Source organism: Azospirillum brasilense (assembly GCF_003349955.1).
GTDB lineage: Bacteria > Pseudomonadota > Alphaproteobacteria > Azospirillales > Azospirillaceae > Azospirillum > Azospirillum brasilense_B.
On record NZ_QLKQ01000045.1, the window covers coordinates 1 to 15,671 of the forward strand.

Here is a 15,671-nt window from a genome sequence, read left to right on the forward strand (position 1 = left end):
CCCAACCATCCCCACAACCACCCCCTACGACACGAACGCCCGCCTTGCCGCTGCCGTGGCCCATTTGAATGCGCTGCTGCCGCGCCCGGATCTCGTCCTGATTACCGGCGACCTCGTCAACGGACCGAAACCCGGCGAGTACGCGGCGCTGTCCGCCCTGCTGGAACCGCTCGCCATTCCCTTCCGCGTGCTGCCGGGCAACCACGACGACCGCGCGGAACTGCGCCGGACTTTCGCCGACACCGGCTGGATGCCCATGGAGGGTCCCTTCCTCCAGCACGCGGTGGAGGCGTACCCGGTCCGCATCCTGATGCTCGATTCGGTCATCCCCGGTTCGGCGGTGGGTGGCCTGTGCGCCGACCGGCTGTCCTGGCTGGCGGAGCGGCTGGCCGAGCAGCCGGAGCGGCCGACGGTGCTGGCGCTGCACCACCCGCCCTTTGACACCGGGCTGGCCTTCCTGGACACGCTGCGCTGCCTGGAGGGCGCCGATGAGCTGGGCCGGCTGGTGCGCCGACACCCGAACGTCCGGGCCGTGCTGTGCGGCCACACCCACCGCCAGACCGCGGTCGCCTGGAACGGGGCGCACGGCTACGTCGCCCCGTCTGTCGCCTACCAGATCGCCCTGGATCTCGCGCCTGAGCCGCCCTACCGCTGGACGGAGGAACCGTCCGCGCTCGCTCTCCATCAATTCCGACCGGATGGCACGGTGGTGACGCATCTCAGCGTGATCGGCGACTATCCCGGCAGGGAGTTTTCCCGCAAGGCCAGGAACTCCTGAAAATTGGCGCAGCGTCCGGCGGACTGCGCGGCCATGTAGGCGGCGTTCAAGGCGCGCTTGGCGTCCAGGGCTGCGGCGAAACGATGGCGCAGCGCGGCGTCGGCGATCCGCAGCCCGTCGCCGGCCAGGCGGTCGAGCACATGGCGGTAGCAGAGGTCCGCCCGCGTGCCGCTGTCGACGGAGCAGGTGATCGACCCTTCCCGCTGCCGGTATTCGTACAGCGGCTCCAGAACGAGCGGCAGGCGGCCCAGCCGGTCGAAGACCTGGATGTTGAAGACCACGTCGTCGCAGAAATCGACCCCCTCCTCCCAGCCGGGAACAAGGTCGCGGCGGACCACGAAGAACATCGGGACAGAGGTCTTCAGGAAAGCCGCCGCATCCAGCGTGGCGGTCCCGGCGCCGGGTGGGAACAAGGTGGAGAGCGGCGCGCCGTCGCTGTCGCGCACCACCGCCACATTGTCCGCCGCAGCCCCCTGCGCCGCCGCCAGAGGGGCGAGCCGCGCCAGCCGGTCCGGCTCGAACCGGTCGTCGGCGTCCAGCGGGGCGATCAGCGGCAGACGGGCGCAGCGCAGCCCGGTGTTGCGCGCCGCCGGGGCGCCGGACCCGACGCGGCCGGTTCCGGTGAAGGTCAGGCGCGAGTCGGCGATGCCGGCGGCCGCCAGAAGGGCACGGTAGTCGGCGCCGTCGTCGCTGACCACCACCGCTTCCCAGTGGGGAAGGCTCTGCGCCAGCAGGCTGGACACGGCGCGGACGATGGTGTCCTGCGCCCGGTAGGCCGGAATGATGACCGAGACGCCCCCGCCGCTGCCCTCGCCCATGCACCGCCCTCCGATTGTGCAAAGGGCAGTCTGCCTCTCCTTCCCGATGGTCGGCAAGCGGCGATCCGCACCGATGCGGCCAGCCTGAGCGCGACTATGACGATGCGGGGGTGGGATTTGGCGTCGCGGCCCGTTGAACAAGGAACCGATACGGGCTATGTGGAGAAACGAGTGGCGTGGTTCGGTCCCCATCCGACATCCCAGGCCCCCGCAAGCCAAAGCCCCCCGGTAGACACGCCGACCTCAGGGAGTTCAAAAACGATGGCGCAAGACGGATACACCCGCTTCGACGACGAACCCGAGCAGGAGCCGGACGAGAAGTCGAAGGAAAGCGCCCCGCCGCCGTTCGCTGCCGTGCAGTCGAACCTGTTCAAGGCGCGCACGGTGCTGATCTTCGGGCAGATCGACATGAAGCTGGCGCAGGCCGTCTCGGCCCAACTGCTGGCTCTGTCCCACGAGAGCAACGACGACATCACGGTCGTGGTGAACTCCCCCGGCGGCCACGTCGAGGCGGGCGACACCATTCACGACATGATCCGCTTCGTGAAGCCGCGCGTGAAGATGCTGGGCACCGGCTGGGTCGCCAGCGCCGGCTGCCACATCTTCCTGGCCGCGAAGAAGGAAGACCGCTACTGCCTGCCGAACACCCGCTTCCTGATCCACCAGCCGCTGGGCGGCACCGGTGGCCGGGCGACGGACATCGCCATCGAGGCGAAGGAAATCATCCGCATGCGTGAGCGGCTGAACCGCATCATCGCGCGCGAGACCGGCCAGCCGGTGGAGAAGGTGTCCAAGGACACCGACCGGAACTACTGGATGCTGGCGGACGAAGCCCGCGAGTACGGCATCGTCAGCCACGTCATCGACACCTTCGACGAGCTGAAGTAAGCGGTTCTCCGGAACGCACAAAGCCCCTCTCCAGCGAGAGGGGCTTTTTTTATGGCCGCGGCTTGGTCTGAGCGATCAAGCCCGCCGAATCAGCCGTTCACACAACGATGTTCAGATTCTGTCCGCGCGTGGCCGTCACGTTGCCGCCGGATGAGGGCCCTTCCGAACCACCTTGAAGCAGCGTGGCGATCGCCTGATCCTGCTGCTGCGCGGTCTGGTTCAGCGTCTTCACGCCGAAATCGATCTGTCCCTGGGCCTGCCGCAAACCGATCGCGGCGCCGAGCGTGGAGGATGAAACATCGAGAGCCATCGAAGGATGCCTTCAAAAGAAACAGCCGTGGAACGGAAACCCGCCCGCGCCGTGCCGATCAGATCACCACGTTGACCGAAACGGACCCCGCCGGGGGGGCTGCGGCCGCATGGGTCGTCATCGGGGTGGAGGCTACCACCGGTGACGTGTGCGCGGAAGCCCCCTGTGACGGGCCGGAACGGCCCCCGCCGGCCCCGGACTGGCCCGAGGCCCAACGGTGCACGGGGGAACCGTTGGCAGAGGTTCCGCTCGACCCGGCGCCGTTCGGCTGGTCCTGCCCGTCCGAACCGCCGACCAGAAGTTCGAGCGACGCCTTGCCGCCCTTCCGATCCTTCTGCGCTTCGCGGTACTGCCGCAACGCCGCCTCGGTCGGAATCTGGTCGAGGGTCGCCCCGTCCTCCGGGCTGCGGAACAGCAGCACCAGCCGCGATGCGTCGGCATCGTAACGGTAGGCGGTCTTCGTGTAGCGTCCGGAGAGGGGTTCGGACTGCCCGGTCACGGGGTCCTTTGCAGACGGAGTCCCGGTGTCGGCCCCGGTTTCAACAGCCTCGCTGTTGCGGGCCGTCATGAAGGCCAACGGCCTTGCAGCCGTTGCGGTGGCGAGGGCCACGTTCATGACATTACACCGATGTGTGGACAATCCAGATGATATATTGCAGCCGCACTCGTGCATTGTAAAGGGTTCGTTCACCTTTTTTCCGGCTAGTCCGAAGGACGGTTTCCCACAGGCTGTTTGCGGCACCAAGGTTTCGCATTCCAGGACCATTGGGACCGTTCCCCACCCCTTCTCACAGCCGTGACACTTGCGGAAGGGCGCCAGGGTGCTTAAGCCTGTATGCATGGCTACGATCGCGGAAGCGCTGGCGCTCGCCCTGGAGCACCATCTGGCCGGCCGGCTGGCCGAGGCCCAGCAGCTCTACCACCGCATCCTGGATGTGGACCCGGAGCAGCCGGACGCCCTGCATTTCCTGGGAGTCCTGGCCGGTCAGGTGGGGGAACAGGCGCTCGGCCTGCAACTCATCGCCCGCGCCATCGCCCAGCGGCCCGAAGCGGCGGACATGCACGCCAACAGCGGCAACATCCGCCGTTCCTCCGGACAACCGGAGGCGGCGGTCGAGGATTATCGGCGCGCCGTCGCCCTCCAGCCCGACTTCGCGGAGGCCTGGACCGACATGGCGAACGCCCTGCGCAGCCTGGGCCGCTCCGCCGGGGCCATCGCCGCCCTGGAGCGCGCCGTCGCCTCCGCCCCCACCCTCACCATCGCGGCGGAACGCCTGGGGGCGCTCCGGCACGAGGAGGGCCGCCTTCTGGTCGAGCAGGGGCGCGGCACCGAATCCCTCCGACCGCTGGCCCGCGCCGCGGACCTGCTGCCGCTGGACGCCGACGTCGCCTTTCTCTACGGCAATGCCCTGTTCGCCATGGGACTGCGGGAGGATTCCACCCTCGCCTACCGCAACGCCCTGGCCATCACGCCGGATTTCCCGTCCGCCGCCTTCAATCTGGGGGTCGCGCTGGGCGGCGTGGACCGTTTGGACGATTCCGCCCGTGCGCTGGAGCGGGCCGCCCGTCTGGACCCCCGCCATCTCGACGCCATCGACCGGCTGGTCGTCGCGCTCGCCCTGCTCGGCCGGGACGACGAGGCCGCCGTCTGGGGGGAACGCGCGCTGGACCTGAAGGACCGCACGGCCATGGGCACGGCCCTCGCCCTGCCCCCGCTGCCCGCCCAGCCACGCGGTGTGGAGCGGCGACGGCGCAACGTCATCGCCTTCAGCCTGTGGAGCGGCCAACCCGCCGGCGCCCACGACCCGGTGGAGATTCTGCGGCACACCCTGGCGCTGCATCCGGGCTGGACCTGCCGGGTTCATCACGACGGCACGCTTTCCGCCGACCGGTTGGCCGAACTGGCCGCGACGGGGGCGGACCTCGTCGCGGTGGCCTCCGACGCACCGACCGGCGGCCCCTATTGGCGTCTGGCGGCCGCCGACGATCCCACGGTGGCGCGTTTCCTCTGCCGGGATTGGGACGCGCCGCCGACCGCCGACAGCAAGGCCGCCGTCGATGCCTGGATCGCCTCCGGCCTGCCCTTCCACGTCCTGCGCGACGGGGTTCTGCACACGGAGCTGATGTCGGGCGGTCACTGGGGCGGGATTGCCGGGCTGCTGCCCGACCTGCTGCCGCTGGCCGAGCGCCACGCCGCCGCCGAGGCGGACCGGGCGCAGGATCACCGCTTCCTGCGCCGCATCGTCTGGCCGATGATCCGCGACCGCACGCTGGTCCACGACCGCGCCCACCCCCGGCACGGCCTGCCCATTCCGAAAGCCTGACCGGCTACAGAACCTGCTTCGGCAGGGACAGCAACTCCTTGCGGATCTGGCCCATGCTCGGGCGGTTGTCCGGCCCGAAGGCGATGGGGCGGCACAGATGCATGGCGGTCAGCCCGACCCGCGCGGTCAGCAGCCCGTTGATCACCCCCTGCCCCATTCGGGTGGAGATGGCCGCGGCGATGGAGCCGCCCAGCGCCTCGACGGCGACATGGTGGGCGCTTTCCGCCACCCCGGCGACGGCGAGGTTGGCGAGCATCCGCCGCAACAGCCGCAGCGACCCGACATAGCCGGGCCGCGCGCCGTAGAGCGCCGCGATCTCCCGCACCAGCTTCAGGTTCCGCCACAGCACCACGGCGAGATCGACGACCGCCGCCGGGCTGAGCGCCGTCGCCACCGCCGTGTCGCGCGAGGCGCGCAGGACGGTCTGGTAGGCGCGGCGGTCCAGCGGTCCCATCACCTCGCGGTCGAGCAGGCGGAGGATCTCCGCGTCGTCATGGGCGTCGGTCACATGGTCGCGCACCCGCTCCAGCGCGGGCGCCAGATCGGGACGGCCGTCGTAGAGGCGGGTCAACGACCCGGCGAAGCGGTCGGCGTGGCCCGGCTCCCCGGCCTTCGTCACGATCTCGGTGGACAGGCGCCCGGCCTCGCCGCGCAGCTCCTCGATCCTGCGCAGGCGGCGCAGCGCGCGCAGTTCGCGCAGCAGCATCGCCAGCGCCGCCCCGCCGGCCACGGTCACGGCGGCGGCCACCAGAACGCCCAGCGCGGCGCTGGTGGCGAAGGCGCGGTTGAACAGGTCCCAGGTGTCGAAGCCCAGCGCGATCAGCACCAGCGCGGCGACCGACCCGGTCAGCCAGCGGCCGAGCCGGCTGCGCGGACGGCCCTCCGCCAGCAGGGCGGGAAGACGCTCGGCGGCCGAACCCGCCAGGGGGCCGGCCAAGGGACCGGCAATGATCGCCTCCTCCTCCGCCGCGGGGACGGCGGCGGCGCGGGTGGGGTCCAGCTCCATCGGCGGGACCCAGTGGCGGTCGCGCGTGCGCTCGCTCATTCCAGATAATCCCCCAGTAGGAACTGCATGGCTTGGTCCAGCCGGATGTGCGGCAGGCCGCGCGCCTCGCGGGCGAGGTCGGCCGGCGGCTGGAAAGCCATGAAGTTGTAGGGCCGCTCCTGCCCCGGCGGGAAGTCGGCGTCCTCGGGGATCTCGCCGGGGAACAGCACGGTCGGGCGGTCGCGACCAAGCGGCACGCCGCGCACGCAGCGCAACTGCCGCCCCTCATGCTCGGTCACCACCGTCTCGGTGGATTTCAGGGCCGCGATGGCCATGGTCTCCACCTGCGCCCCTTCGAAGCGGATGCCGGCGCGGGCGTCGGACACCAGCCGGTCCAGCAGATGGCGCAGGCTGTTGTGCTGGTGCGAGGCGACATGGTCGGCCTTGGTCGCGGCGAACAGCACGCGGTCGATCTTCCGGCCCAGCAGCCAGTCCAGCCAACTGCTGGACCCGTGGCGGAAGGGCTCCAGGCTCAGTTCCAGGGCGCGCTTCATGTCCGCCATGCCCGCCGGGCCGGAGTTCAGCGCCCCCAGCACGTCGATCAGGACGATCTGCCGGTCGAGCCGGGCGAAATGCTCGGCGAAGAAGCGGCGGACGACCTTGGACTTGTACGCCTCGTAGCGGTCCTCCATCAGCGCCCACAGGCTGCCGCGGGTGCGCGGACGGTCGCCCGGCAGCGGGCAGAAGGTCAGCAGCGGCGCGTTCGCCATGTCCCCCGGCTCGACGAATCGCCCCGGCTGGATCAGGCTCAGCAGATTGTCGGAGCGGCGGCAGGCGTGCAGATAGTCGGTGAACAGCGCGGCACCGCGCCGCGCCTGCTCCTCCTCCGCCGGGGCCGCCGTGTCGATGGTGGCGAGCCAGCCGCGCCAGGACACCGACAGCTCGTCGCGCGGCGCCCGCCCGGCCAGCTCCAGGGTCAGCGCGCTCCATTCCGCGAAGGACTGGTGGAGCAGAGGCAGGTCGAGCAGCCATTCGCCGGGATAGTCGACGATGTCGAGATTCAGCGTGGCGACCGGCTGCACCGTGCGCTTCAGAACCGCGTTCGGGCGGTAGCGCATGGACAGGCGGAGCTGGCTGATGCCGCGCGTTTCGGTCGGCCAATGGGGCGCCGGACCGGCCAGCTCGGCCAGCCGCTGCTCGACCTCGAAACGGGGAACCTGGGCGTCGGGCTGGGGGCGCAGGCGCGACGCCTGGAAGCGGCCGGAGGACACCACGTCGAGGAAGGGAAGCCGCCCGGCCTTCAGCAGGTTGTCGACCAGCGAGGTGACGAACACGGTCTTGCCGGCCCGCCGCAGCCCGGTGACGCCGAGACGGACGTCCTGTTCCAGGATGCCGCCGGAAACGAGATCGCCGGCCCGCCCCAACAGGCGCGAGCCGGCGTCGTACAGGTCGTTGAAAATGGGCACGCGCACGGTCAGACGGTCCGTGTGGGGGAAAGGATCGCCCCTCTATATGGGGGACCGTCCGCCCACGCCTATACCCTGACCGGTGCTTTAGGACGCCCCGAAGTCGAGGTTCCAGGCCTCGTAGCGCTCCGGATCGTTCTCCCAATCCTCGCGCACCTTGACGAACAGCATCAGGTGGACACGCTGCTCCAGCATTTCCTCCAGCTCGGTGCGGGCGGCCTGACCCAGCGCCTTGATGCGGGTGCCCTGCTTGCCGAGCACGATGGCCTTCTGGCTGTCGCGCTGGACATACACGACCTGGGAGATCTTGACCGACCCGTTCTCGAACTCCTCCCACTGCTCGGTCTCGACCGTCGCCGCGTAGGGAAGTTCCTGGTGAAGCTGCTGGAACAGCTTCTCACGGGTGATCTCCGCCGCCAGGAGGCGCATCGGCATGTCGGAGATCTGGTCCTCCGGGTAATGCCAAGGGCCTTCCGGCATGCGGGCGGCCAGGAAGCCGCGCAGATGCTCCACCCCGTCGCCGGTCGAGGCGGACAGCATGAAGATGTCGGTGAAGATGCCTTCCTGGTTGAAGCTGTCGGCGAGGCCCAGCAGCTTCTCGCGCGGCACGAGGTCGATCTTGTTCAGGATCAGGATCGCCTTGCGCCCCTGCTCCTTCAGCCGGGCGATGATGCCAAGCGTGTCCTGGTCGATGCTGCGGCGCGACACGTCGAACAGCAGGCCGACCAGATCGGCGTCCTCCGCCCCCTGCCAGGCCGCCGCCACCATGGCGCGGTCCAGCCGGCGCTTCGGCTTGAAGATGCCCGGCGTGTCGACGAAGATGATCTGGCTGTCGCCGGCGATGGTGATGCCGAGCACGCGCGTGCGGGTGGTCTGCACCTTGGAGCTGACGATCGACACCTTGGAGCCGACCATCGCGTTCAGCAGGGTCGATTTGCCGGCGTTCGGCGCGCCGACCAGGGCAACGAAGCCGCAGCGCGGGTTTTCGGGCACATAGGCAGCCTCTTCGGCGCCTTCTTCGGCACCAGTGTCGGCACCCTCGTCCACGCTCTCGCTCACGCCCTCGTCCACGCTCTCGTCCTTACCGTCGAAATCGTCGTCTTCAAACTTGTCGCGGCCGTCAGTCATCGACCTGCACTCCCAATTGGCGCAGCAAGGCGCTGGCCGCTTTCCGTTCGGCGACCCGCTTGGAGGGGCCGGTGGCCGTCACCGGCTCCATGCCCTTCAACCGGACCGCGATGCGGAACACCGGCTCGTGCGCCGGGCCGCTCTGCTCGATCAGTTCATAGGTGGGAAGGGGCCGCTTGTTGCCCTGCGCCCATTCCTGCAACGCCGTCTTGGAATCCAGCGGCGGCGGCTCCGCGCGGTCGATCTGCCCGGCCCAGGCCCCGCGGATGAAGTCCCGCGCCTTGTCCATGCCGCCGTCCAGATAGAGCGCCCCGATCACCGCCTCGCAGGCGTCGGCCAGGATGGTGTTGTTGCTGCGCCCGCCGCCCTGCGCCTCGGACGGGGACAGGCGCAGGTAGCGCCCAAGCTGCAGCGCGCCGGCGACACGGCTCAGCGCCTCCCGCCGGACCAGCGAGACGTGCCGCTTGGCGAGCGCGCCCTCGCGTTCGTTGGGGAAGCGCTCCAGCAGCCATTCCGCGATGACGAGGCCGAGCACCCGGTCGCCTAGGAACTCCAGGCGCTCATAGGCGAGGCCCGGCCCCTGCTCGGGCCGCCCGCCGCGGTCGTTGCGCTCCAGCCCCATCAGGCTGGGATGGGTGACCGCGTCGGCCAGCCGTTGCGGGTCGGCGAAGCGGTGGCCGATGGCCGCGGCCAACTCCGCGAGGTCGGCGGAATCGGCGCTCACGTCCGCGTCGGACGCCATGGGGGTCCCCCGTTCTTCAGGGCTCACAATAATCGGTCTCCGCGCCCCGGCGGGGCTCACTTCACGGCGTTGAACAGGCGGCTGAACCGCAGATCCGCCGGCCAGCGCCACACCTCGAAGAAGCGCGTCCCGTCCTCCAGAGAGAAGAACAGGAATTCGGCGCGCCCGACCAGATTCTCCATCGGGACATACCCCACCTGCGACGGGACGCGGCTGTCCAGCGAGTTGTCGCGGTTGTCGCCCATCATGAACAGATGGTTCGCCGGCACCTTGAAGGCCGGGGTGTTGTCGAGCGGACCGTTGTCCGACTCTTCGATGATGCGGTGGCTGCGTCCGCCCGGCAGGGTCTCCACATACTGCGCGATGCGGACCTCGCGACCCAGAGCGTCGCGGGACACATAGTCCTCGATGCGCTCGCGCTTCACCGGCTGGCCGTTGACGTGCAGGACGCCGCCGGTCACCTGGACGGTGTCGCCCGGCAGGCCGATGACGCGCTTGATGTAGTCGGTCTTGTTGTCGCGCGGCAGCTTGAACACCGCGACGTCGCCGCGCTCCGGCGCGTGGCCGAGGATGCGGCCCTCGAACAGCGGCAGCCCGAAGCCGACCGTGTACTTGCTGTATCCGTAGGAGAACTTGGACACGAACAGGTAGTCGCCGATCAACAGCGTCGGGATCATCGACCCGGACGGGATGTTGAAGGGCTCGAAGGCGAAGGTCCGCACGCCGAAGGCGATGATGACCGCGTAGAAGACCGTCTTCACCGTCTCGGCAAAGCCGCCTGTCTCTTTGGATTTGCCGGTCAAGGCGGTCTCTCTGTTCATGGTCATGCGGATGGTGCCGTGGAGGTGGTGATGGAAGTGTCGGCCGGTTCGGCGCTGATGATGACGAAGGCCTCGGCCATCGGGTACTCGTCGGTCAGCGTCACATGGATGCGCGCCTGCATTCCCGGCGGGGTGATCGCCTGCAGCCGCTCCAGCGCGCCGCCGGTCAGGCGCATGGTCGGCTGGCCGGAGGGCAGGTTCACCACCCCCATGTCGCGCCAGAACACGCCGTCGCGGAACCCGGTGCCCAGCGCCTTGGAGCAGGCCTCCTTGGCGGCGAAGCGCTTGGCGTAGGTCGCGGCCCGCGCGCTGTGCTTGCCGGCGGCGCCGGCGCGGCGCTCCGACTTGGCGCGCTCCACGTCGGTGAAGATGCGGGCGATGAAACGGTCGCCGAAACGGTCCAGCGACTGCTCGATCCGGCGGATGTCGATCAGGTCGTTCCCGATGCCGAGGATCATGAGACGCCTCCGGCCGCCGCGCGGGCGTCCTTCATCACGGCGCGCATGCGCTGGAGCGTGTTGCCCAGACCGACGAAGATCGCCTCGCCGATCAGGAAATGGCCGATGTTCAGTTCGACGATGGTCGGAATGGCGGCGACCGCCCCCACCGTCTCGTAACTCAGCCCATGGCCGGCGTGGCATTCCAGGCCGATGGCCTCGGCGTGGGCCGCCGCACGGACGATGCGCTCCAGCTCCGCCGCGCGCTGCGCCCCGGCGGGCGCGTCGCAATAGGCGCCGGTGTGCAGTTCCACCACCGGGGCGCCCAGCGCCTTCGCCGCGTCGAGCTGCGCCGGTTCCGGGTCGATGAACAGCGAGACGCGGATGCCCGCGGCGGCGAGGTCACCGACGAAGCGCTTGAGGTTGTCCATCTGCCCGGCGACGTCCAGCCCGCCTTCGGTGGTGACCTCGGTGCGCTTCTCCGGGACGAGGCAGCAGGCATGCGGCCTGTGGCGCAGCGCGATGGCGAGCATCTCGTCCGTCGCCGCCATCTCCAGATTCAGCGGCAGCCGCATCTCCGCCATCAGCCGTTCGATGTCGGAATCGATGATGTGGCGGCGGTCTTCGCGCAGATGGGCGGTGATGCCGTCGGCCCCGGCCTCGGCGGCGAGCTTCGCCGCGCGCACGGGATCGGGGTGACGCCCGCCCCGCGCGTTGCGGACGGTCGCCACATGGTCGATGTTCACGCCAAGGCGCAGAGGGCGGGGCATAGGCTCGAAACTCCGGTGTCGCGCCGGTCCCGCATCCTGCATCCGGCGGGCACCGGTTCTCCCTGCTATATAGCGGCGGTGCAGCGTCGCGTCACGCCGTCATTCGACGATGTGATGCGCGGCGATCCGCTCGGCGAGCGCCTTCAACTCCTCGATGGGCGGGTCATGGCGCGGCCAGACCAGATCGGCGCCGTCGTTCTCGTAGCGCGGCACCACATGCACGTGGATGTGCGGCACCGTCTGCCAGCCCGCCGGCCTGTTCGTCTGGAGAAGCGTGATCCCCTCCGGCGTAAAGGCCGCCTGGACGGCGCGGGCGACCTTGTGGACGGTGCGGAACAGGGCCGCCGCCTCGTCCTCCGTCACGTCCAGGATGGTCGGGGCCGGGCGCTTCAGCGCCACCAGCACATGGCCGGGGTTGACCTGCCCGGCGTCCATGAAGGCGAAGGTCTCCGCATCCTCGTACACCACGGCGCAGGGCAGCTCCCCGGCGATCAGGCGGCTGAAGATGGTCGGGCTGGACATGCTTCCCTCGCTTTCCGACAGGCGCGGCCGCGCGGGCGCCCTCACCGCCCCCGCGCCCGCTCCACCGCGTTGATGGCGGGGGTGGCGCGCAGGGCGGCCATGATGTTGGTCAGGTGCTTGGCGTCCTTCACGTCGATGTCGATCAGCAGCTCGAAGAAGTCGGTGTTGCGGCTGGTGATCTTCAGGTTCGTGATGTTGCCGCCGTTCTTGCCGATGACCGTGGACAGCGTGCCGAGCGAGCCCGGCTCGTTGTTGACGACCAGCGAGATGCGCCCGACATGCTCTTCCGGGCTGTCCGGTCCGATGTCCCAGGCGACGTCGATCCAGCGCTCCGGCGACTCGTGGAAGCTCTCAAGAGTCTCGCAGTCGATGGTGTGGATGGTCACGCCCTTGCCGGTGGTCACGATGCCGACGATGCGGTCGCCCGGCAGCGGGTGGCAGCAACGGGCGTAATGGACCGCCATGCCGGGGATCAGGCCGCGGATCGGCAGCGGCGCGTTGTTGCCCTTCGCCTTCGGCTTGGGCTTCGGCACCGTGATGGCGTTCTTGTCGTCGCCTTCCTTGGGCGTCGCCACATGCGGCTTGTGGCCGGGGAAGACGGCGTGAAAGACCTCGCGTCCGGAATGCAGGCCCGACCCGACGCTGGCCATCAGATCGTCGGCGCTCGGCTGCTGGAAGATCTTGATGACGCCTTCCAGCGCCTTTTCCGAGAACTCGTAGCCTTCCGACTTGAACTGGCGCTGCAGGATGGCGCGGCCCAGCTCGATGTACTGGGTGCGCTGCTGGGTGCGCAGGAACTTGCGGATGCGCGCCCGCGCCTTGCCGGTGACGACGAAGCGCTCCCAGCCCGGAACCGGGGTCTGGGCCTTGGAGGTGATGATGTCGACCTGATCGCCGTTCTGCAGCTGCGTGCGCAGCGGCAGCATCCGCCCGTTGATCTTGGCGCCGACGCAGTGGTCGCCGACCTCCGAATGGACGGCGTAGGCGAAGTCCACCGGAGTGGCCCCGCGCGGCAGCGCGATCAGGTCGCCCTTCGGCGTGAAGCAGAAGACCTGGTCCTGGAACAGCTCCAGCTTGGTGTGCTCCAGGAACTCCTCGGGCTTCTGGGCGTGCTCCAGGATGTCCAGAAGCTCGCGCAGCCAGCGGTATTCGCGCCCCTGCTGGGTGCGCGGCTCGCCCTGCTTGTAGGCCCAATGGGCGGCGACGCCGAGTTCGCAGATCTCGTGCATGTCGCTGGTGCGGATCTGCACCTCGATCCGGTTGCGCTCCGGACCGATCACCCCGGTGTGGAGCGAGCGGTAGCCGTTGGGCTTGGGCGTCGAGATGTAGTCCTTGAAACGCCCCGGAACGACCGGGTAGTGGGCATGGATGACGCCAAGCGCCTGATAGCATTCCGGCACCGTGTCCACCATGATCCGGAAGGCCATGATGTCCGACAGCTGCTCGAAGCTGACGTTCTTGCGCTGCAGCTTGCGCCAGATCGAATAGGCGGTCTTCTCGCGCCCGGTGACCCCGGCGTTGGGCAGCCCCTCCTCGGCCAGCGTGCCGCGGAGTTCCTGGATGATCCGCTGGACGCGGTTCTCGCCTTCGGTGCGCAGGCGGGAGAGCTGGGCCAGGATGCTGTCGCGGGCGTCCGGATTCAGCTCCGCGAAGGAGAGATCCTCCAGCTCGTCCTTGACCTGGTGCATGCCGATGCGCTCGGCCAGGGGGGCGTAGATCTCGATCGTTTCGCGGGCGATGCGCTTGCGCTTGTCCGGGTTCTTCAGATGGAACAGCGTGCGCATGTTGTGCAGCCGGTCGGCCAGCTTGACGAGGAGGACGCGGATGTCCTCCGACATGGCCAGCACCAGCTTGCGGAAATTCTCGGCCTGCTTGGCCTGCTCGCTGTGCAACTCCAGGCGCGACAGCTTGGTCACGCCGTCGACCAGACGGGCGATCTCCTTGCCGAAGTGCTTCTCGATGTCCTCCAGCGTGGCGACCGTGTCTTCGACCGTGTCGTGCAGCAGCGCCGTCGCGATGGTCCCGGCGTCCAGCTTGAGCTGGGTGAGGATGCCGGCGACCTCCAGCGGGTGGAGGAAGTAGGGGTCGCCCGAGGCGCGGGTCTGCGAGCCGTGCGCCTTCATGGAGAAGACGTAGGCGCGGTTGAGCAGCTCCTCGTCCGCCGAGGGGTCGTACGCCTTGACGCGCTCGACAAGCTCATATTGCCGGATCATGCCACCCGACCCGGCGCAGCGTGCGCCATGAAGTTTCGCAAATAAATGGTTGGTCGACGGAAACGGGGGCCGCTGGCCCCCACAGCCGGTCGCTGTCGGTCAGCGTCAGAGATCCCCGTCCGCATCGCGGCCGACGACGTCATCCTCGGTCTCGCCGAAGGCCGCCGCCGGGTCGCTCTCCATGTCGGACAGCAGGTCGTCGCCTTCGCCGACCTCCTCCGCCTCGCTCATCCCGTCCTCGTCCTCCAGCGACGTGTCGCCGCGGGCGGCCCAGTCGTTCTCGCCGGCCATCAGCTCGACGATCTCCTCCTCGGGCTCGTCGGGCTCGACGTGCTTCTGGTGGCCCTTGATCAGGGCGTTCTTCAGATGCTCCAGCATCACCGTCTCATCGGCGATCTCACGCAGGGCAACGACCGGGTTCTTGTCGTTGTCGCGGTCGATCGACAGCGGGGCGCCGGACGCGATCTCGCGCGCGCGCTGGGCCGCCATCATGACCAGCTCAAACCGGTTCGGAACCTTGAGGACGCAATCTTCGACGGTAACGCGGGCCATACCAAACCAACTCCGGGATCTGCGAAGGGAACCGAATATATTGATGCGTTCGCGCCTGCGCAAGCGCTTCGAGCCACGGCGGGTCCGCCCGCCGTACCCCGCCCGCAGGTGCCCCATGCCCGCGCGCCCCCTTGCTCGCGCGTAGACGAACCCCTACGTTACTTATCTGGTGAATCGCAATTTCGCGTATGCCTGAGATATAATTCAATCCATCGTGGAAGGATTACGGAATTGGACCGCAATACGACTTTGCCGAAAGATGTTACGAAGCTTTTTTATAAGGAAGAGCGTTTGGCGATGTTCATCGACGGCGCCAATTTGTACGCAGCCGCCCGGTCCCTGGGCTTCGATATCGACTATAAGCGCCTGCGCGACGGCTTCGCCTCGGAAGGGCGGCTGGTCCGCGCCTTCTATTACACCGCGCTGGTGGAGGATCAGGAGTACTCGCCGATCCGGCCACTGGTCGATTGGCTGGACTACAACGGCTACACCATGGTGACCAAGCCGACCAAGGAGTTCACCGACGCCTCGGGCCGGCGCAAGATCAAGGGCAACATGGACATCGAGCTGGCCATCGACGTGATGGAGATGGCCGAGCGGGTGGACCACATCCTGCTGTTCTCCGGCGACGGCGATTTCCGCCGGCTGGTCGAGGCGGTGCAGCGCAAGGGCGTGCGGGTCAGCGTCATCAGCACCGTGCGTTCCCAGCCGCCGATGGTGGCCGACGAGTTGCGTCGTCAGGCCGACAATTTCATCGAGCTTCAGGACCTCGCTCCGAGCATCGCCCGCGTCCATCACCACCGCGAACCGATGGGGAGCCCGGGCGCTCCAGGCGCTCCGGACCTGTCCGCCCAAGGCGGTCCCTACGCCAACTTCTGAGCGTCGACGTCCGAGCCGCAGCGCACTCCGCGGGGCGT

The 15,671-nt window shown here is 68.8% G+C and carries 17 protein-coding genes; 4 read left to right on the forward strand and 13 right to left on the reverse strand.

Going from position 1 to position 15,671, the window contains the following annotated elements:
- The first annotated feature begins 7 nt into the window (after nt 1–7).
- The gene (locus DXK32_RS19300; RefSeq protein WP_114860043.1) at nt 8–778 is read left to right on the forward strand and encodes a phosphodiesterase; all 771 of its coding nucleotides are present in this window, start codon (nt 8–10) and stop codon (nt 776–778) included.
- Here DXK32_RS19300 and DXK32_RS19305 read toward each other — a convergent pair.
- Complete coding sequence (locus tag DXK32_RS19305) at nt 736–1,596, reverse strand: glycosyltransferase family 2 protein (RefSeq protein WP_114859989.1); 861 nt, start codon at nt 1,594–1,596, stop codon at nt 736–738. The genes DXK32_RS19300 and DXK32_RS19305 overlap by 43 nt on opposite strands.
- Nucleotides 1,597–1,857: 261 nt before the next feature.
- On the opposite strand from DXK32_RS19305, the gene DXK32_RS19310 reads away from it, so the two are divergent.
- Nucleotides 1,858–2,484 (forward strand): ATP-dependent Clp protease proteolytic subunit, encoded by a 627-nt coding sequence (locus DXK32_RS19310; RefSeq protein WP_114859990.1) that lies wholly within the window; start codon nt 1,858–1,860, stop codon nt 2,482–2,484.
- 97 nt (nt 2,485–2,581) lie between these two features.
- Here the strand turns inward: DXK32_RS19310 and DXK32_RS19315 are convergent, their stop codons facing one another.
- Both DXK32_RS19315 and DXK32_RS19320 read right to left on the reverse strand, forming a co-directional pair.
- Nucleotides 2,582–2,794, reverse strand: a complete 213-nt coding sequence (locus DXK32_RS19315) for a hypothetical protein (protein ID WP_114859991.1) — start codon at nt 2,792–2,794, stop codon at nt 2,582–2,584.
- Between the two features lie 58 nt (nt 2,795–2,852).
- Nucleotides 2,853–3,410 (reverse strand): hypothetical protein, encoded by a 558-nt coding sequence (locus tag DXK32_RS19320; RefSeq protein WP_114859992.1) that lies wholly within the window; start codon nt 3,408–3,410, stop codon nt 2,853–2,855.
- 223 nt (nt 3,411–3,633) lie between these two features.
- On the opposite strand from DXK32_RS19320, the gene DXK32_RS19325 reads away from it, so the two are divergent.
- Nucleotides 3,634–5,118, forward strand: a complete 1,485-nt coding sequence (locus DXK32_RS19325) for a tetratricopeptide repeat protein (RefSeq protein WP_114859993.1) — start codon at nt 3,634–3,636, stop codon at nt 5,116–5,118.
- A 4-nt stretch (nt 5,119–5,122) separates the two neighbouring features.
- Here DXK32_RS19325 and DXK32_RS19330 read toward each other — a convergent pair whose 3' ends face one another.
- The 10 genes from DXK32_RS19330 to rpoZ all read right to left on the reverse strand — a co-directional run bounded on the left by DXK32_RS19330 (nt 5,123) and on the right by rpoZ (nt 14,754).
- Nucleotides 5,123–6,163, reverse strand: coding sequence for a YcjF family protein (locus DXK32_RS19330; RefSeq protein ID WP_114859994.1), 1,041 nt, complete (start codon nt 6,161–6,163; stop codon nt 5,123–5,125).
- Complete coding sequence (locus DXK32_RS19335) at nt 6,160–7,575, reverse strand: YcjX family protein (RefSeq protein ID WP_014198744.1); 1,416 nt, start codon at nt 7,573–7,575, stop codon at nt 6,160–6,162. Before DXK32_RS19335 ends, DXK32_RS19330 begins: the two co-directional genes overlap by 4 nt.
- An 81-nt stretch (nt 7,576–7,656) precedes the next feature.
- Nucleotides 7,657–8,697, reverse strand: a complete 1,041-nt coding sequence (gene era, locus DXK32_RS19340) for a GTPase Era (protein ID WP_114859995.1) — start codon at nt 8,695–8,697, stop codon at nt 7,657–7,659.
- Nucleotides 8,690–9,439, reverse strand: a complete 750-nt coding sequence (gene rnc, locus DXK32_RS19345) for a ribonuclease III (RefSeq protein ID WP_014198742.1) — start codon at nt 9,437–9,439, stop codon at nt 8,690–8,692. The genes era and rnc overlap by 8 nt, the downstream gene beginning before the upstream one ends.
- A 56-nt stretch (nt 9,440–9,495) precedes the next feature.
- A complete protein-coding gene (lepB, locus tag DXK32_RS19350) occupies nt 9,496–10,266 on the reverse strand; it encodes a signal peptidase I (RefSeq protein ID WP_114859996.1) in 771 nt (256 codons plus the stop codon).
- Nucleotides 10,263–10,718 carry a holo-ACP synthase gene (gene acpS / locus DXK32_RS19355; protein ID WP_114859997.1) on the reverse strand — a complete coding sequence of 152 codons (456 nt, stop codon included), beginning with the start codon at nt 10,716–10,718 and terminating at the stop codon, nt 10,263–10,265. The genes lepB and acpS overlap by 4 nt, the downstream gene beginning before the upstream one ends.
- Nucleotides 10,715–11,467, reverse strand: coding sequence for a pyridoxine 5'-phosphate synthase (locus tag DXK32_RS19360; RefSeq protein ID WP_114859998.1), 753 nt, complete (start codon nt 11,465–11,467; stop codon nt 10,715–10,717). The genes acpS and DXK32_RS19360 overlap by 4 nt, the downstream gene beginning before the upstream one ends.
- 99 nt (nt 11,468–11,566) lie before the next feature.
- Complete coding sequence (locus DXK32_RS19365) at nt 11,567–11,989, reverse strand: HIT family protein (RefSeq protein ID WP_114859999.1); 423 nt, start codon at nt 11,987–11,989, stop codon at nt 11,567–11,569.
- A 41-nt stretch (nt 11,990–12,030) separates the two neighbouring features.
- Nucleotides 12,031–14,202, reverse strand: coding sequence for a RelA/SpoT family protein (locus DXK32_RS19370; protein WP_114860000.1), 2,172 nt, complete (start codon nt 14,200–14,202; stop codon nt 12,031–12,033).
- Nucleotides 14,203–14,307: 105 nt separating this feature from the next.
- Nucleotides 14,308–14,754: a DNA-directed RNA polymerase subunit omega gene (rpoZ, locus tag DXK32_RS19375; protein ID WP_114860001.1), complete on the reverse strand. Its 447-nt coding sequence runs from the start codon at nt 14,752–14,754 to the stop codon at nt 14,308–14,310.
- A gap of 297 nt (nt 14,755–15,051) precedes the next feature.
- Between rpoZ and DXK32_RS19380 the strand changes: the two genes are divergently transcribed.
- On the forward strand, nt 15,052–15,633 hold the full coding sequence (locus DXK32_RS19380; protein WP_114860002.1) for an NYN domain-containing protein: 582 nt from the start codon (nt 15,052–15,054) through the stop codon (nt 15,631–15,633).
- Nucleotides 15,634–15,671: the final 38 nt, after the last annotated feature.

Coding starts and splice junctions, on each gene's coding strand:
- DXK32_RS19320 (WP_114859992.1), bottom strand. CDS start 3,410: ATGAACGTGGCCCTCGCCACCGCAACGGCTGCAAGGCCGTTGGCCTTC.
- lepB (WP_114859996.1), bottom strand. CDS start 10,266: ATGACCATGAACAGAGAGACCGCCTTGACCGGCAAATCCAAAGAGACA.
- DXK32_RS19365 (WP_114859999.1), bottom strand. CDS start 11,989: ATGTCCAGCCCGACCATCTTCAGCCGCCTGATCGCCGGGGAGCTGCCC.
- DXK32_RS19380 (WP_114860002.1), top strand. CDS start 15,052: ATGTTCATCGACGGCGCCAATTTGTACGCAGCCGCCCGGTCCCTGGGC.
- DXK32_RS19360 (WP_114859998.1), bottom strand. CDS start 11,467: ATGCCCCGCCCTCTGCGCCTTGGCGTGAACATCGACCATGTGGCGACC.
- DXK32_RS19305 (WP_114859989.1), bottom strand. CDS start 1,596: ATGGGCGAGGGCAGCGGCGGGGGCGTCTCGGTCATCATTCCGGCCTAC.
- acpS (WP_114859997.1), bottom strand. CDS start 10,718: ATGATCCTCGGCATCGGGAACGACCTGATCGACATCCGCCGGATCGAG.
- DXK32_RS19370 (WP_114860000.1), bottom strand. CDS start 14,202: ATGATCCGGCAATATGAGCTTGTCGAGCGCGTCAAGGCGTACGACCCC.
- rnc (WP_014198742.1), bottom strand. CDS start 9,439: ATGGCGTCCGACGCGGACGTGAGCGCCGATTCCGCCGACCTCGCGGAG.
- DXK32_RS19330 (WP_114859994.1), bottom strand. CDS start 6,163: ATGAGCGAGCGCACGCGCGACCGCCACTGGGTCCCGCCGATGGAGCTG.
- rpoZ (WP_114860001.1), bottom strand. CDS start 14,754: ATGGCCCGCGTTACCGTCGAAGATTGCGTCCTCAAGGTTCCGAACCGG.
- DXK32_RS19310 (WP_114859990.1), top strand. CDS start 1,858: ATGGCGCAAGACGGATACACCCGCTTCGACGACGAACCCGAGCAGGAG.
- DXK32_RS19325 (WP_114859993.1), top strand. CDS start 3,634: ATGGCTACGATCGCGGAAGCGCTGGCGCTCGCCCTGGAGCACCATCTG.
- era (WP_114859995.1), bottom strand. CDS start 8,697: ATGACTGACGGCCGCGACAAGTTTGAAGACGACGATTTCGACGGTAAG.
- DXK32_RS19315 (WP_114859991.1), bottom strand. CDS start 2,794: ATGGCTCTCGATGTTTCATCCTCCACGCTCGGCGCCGCGATCGGTTTG.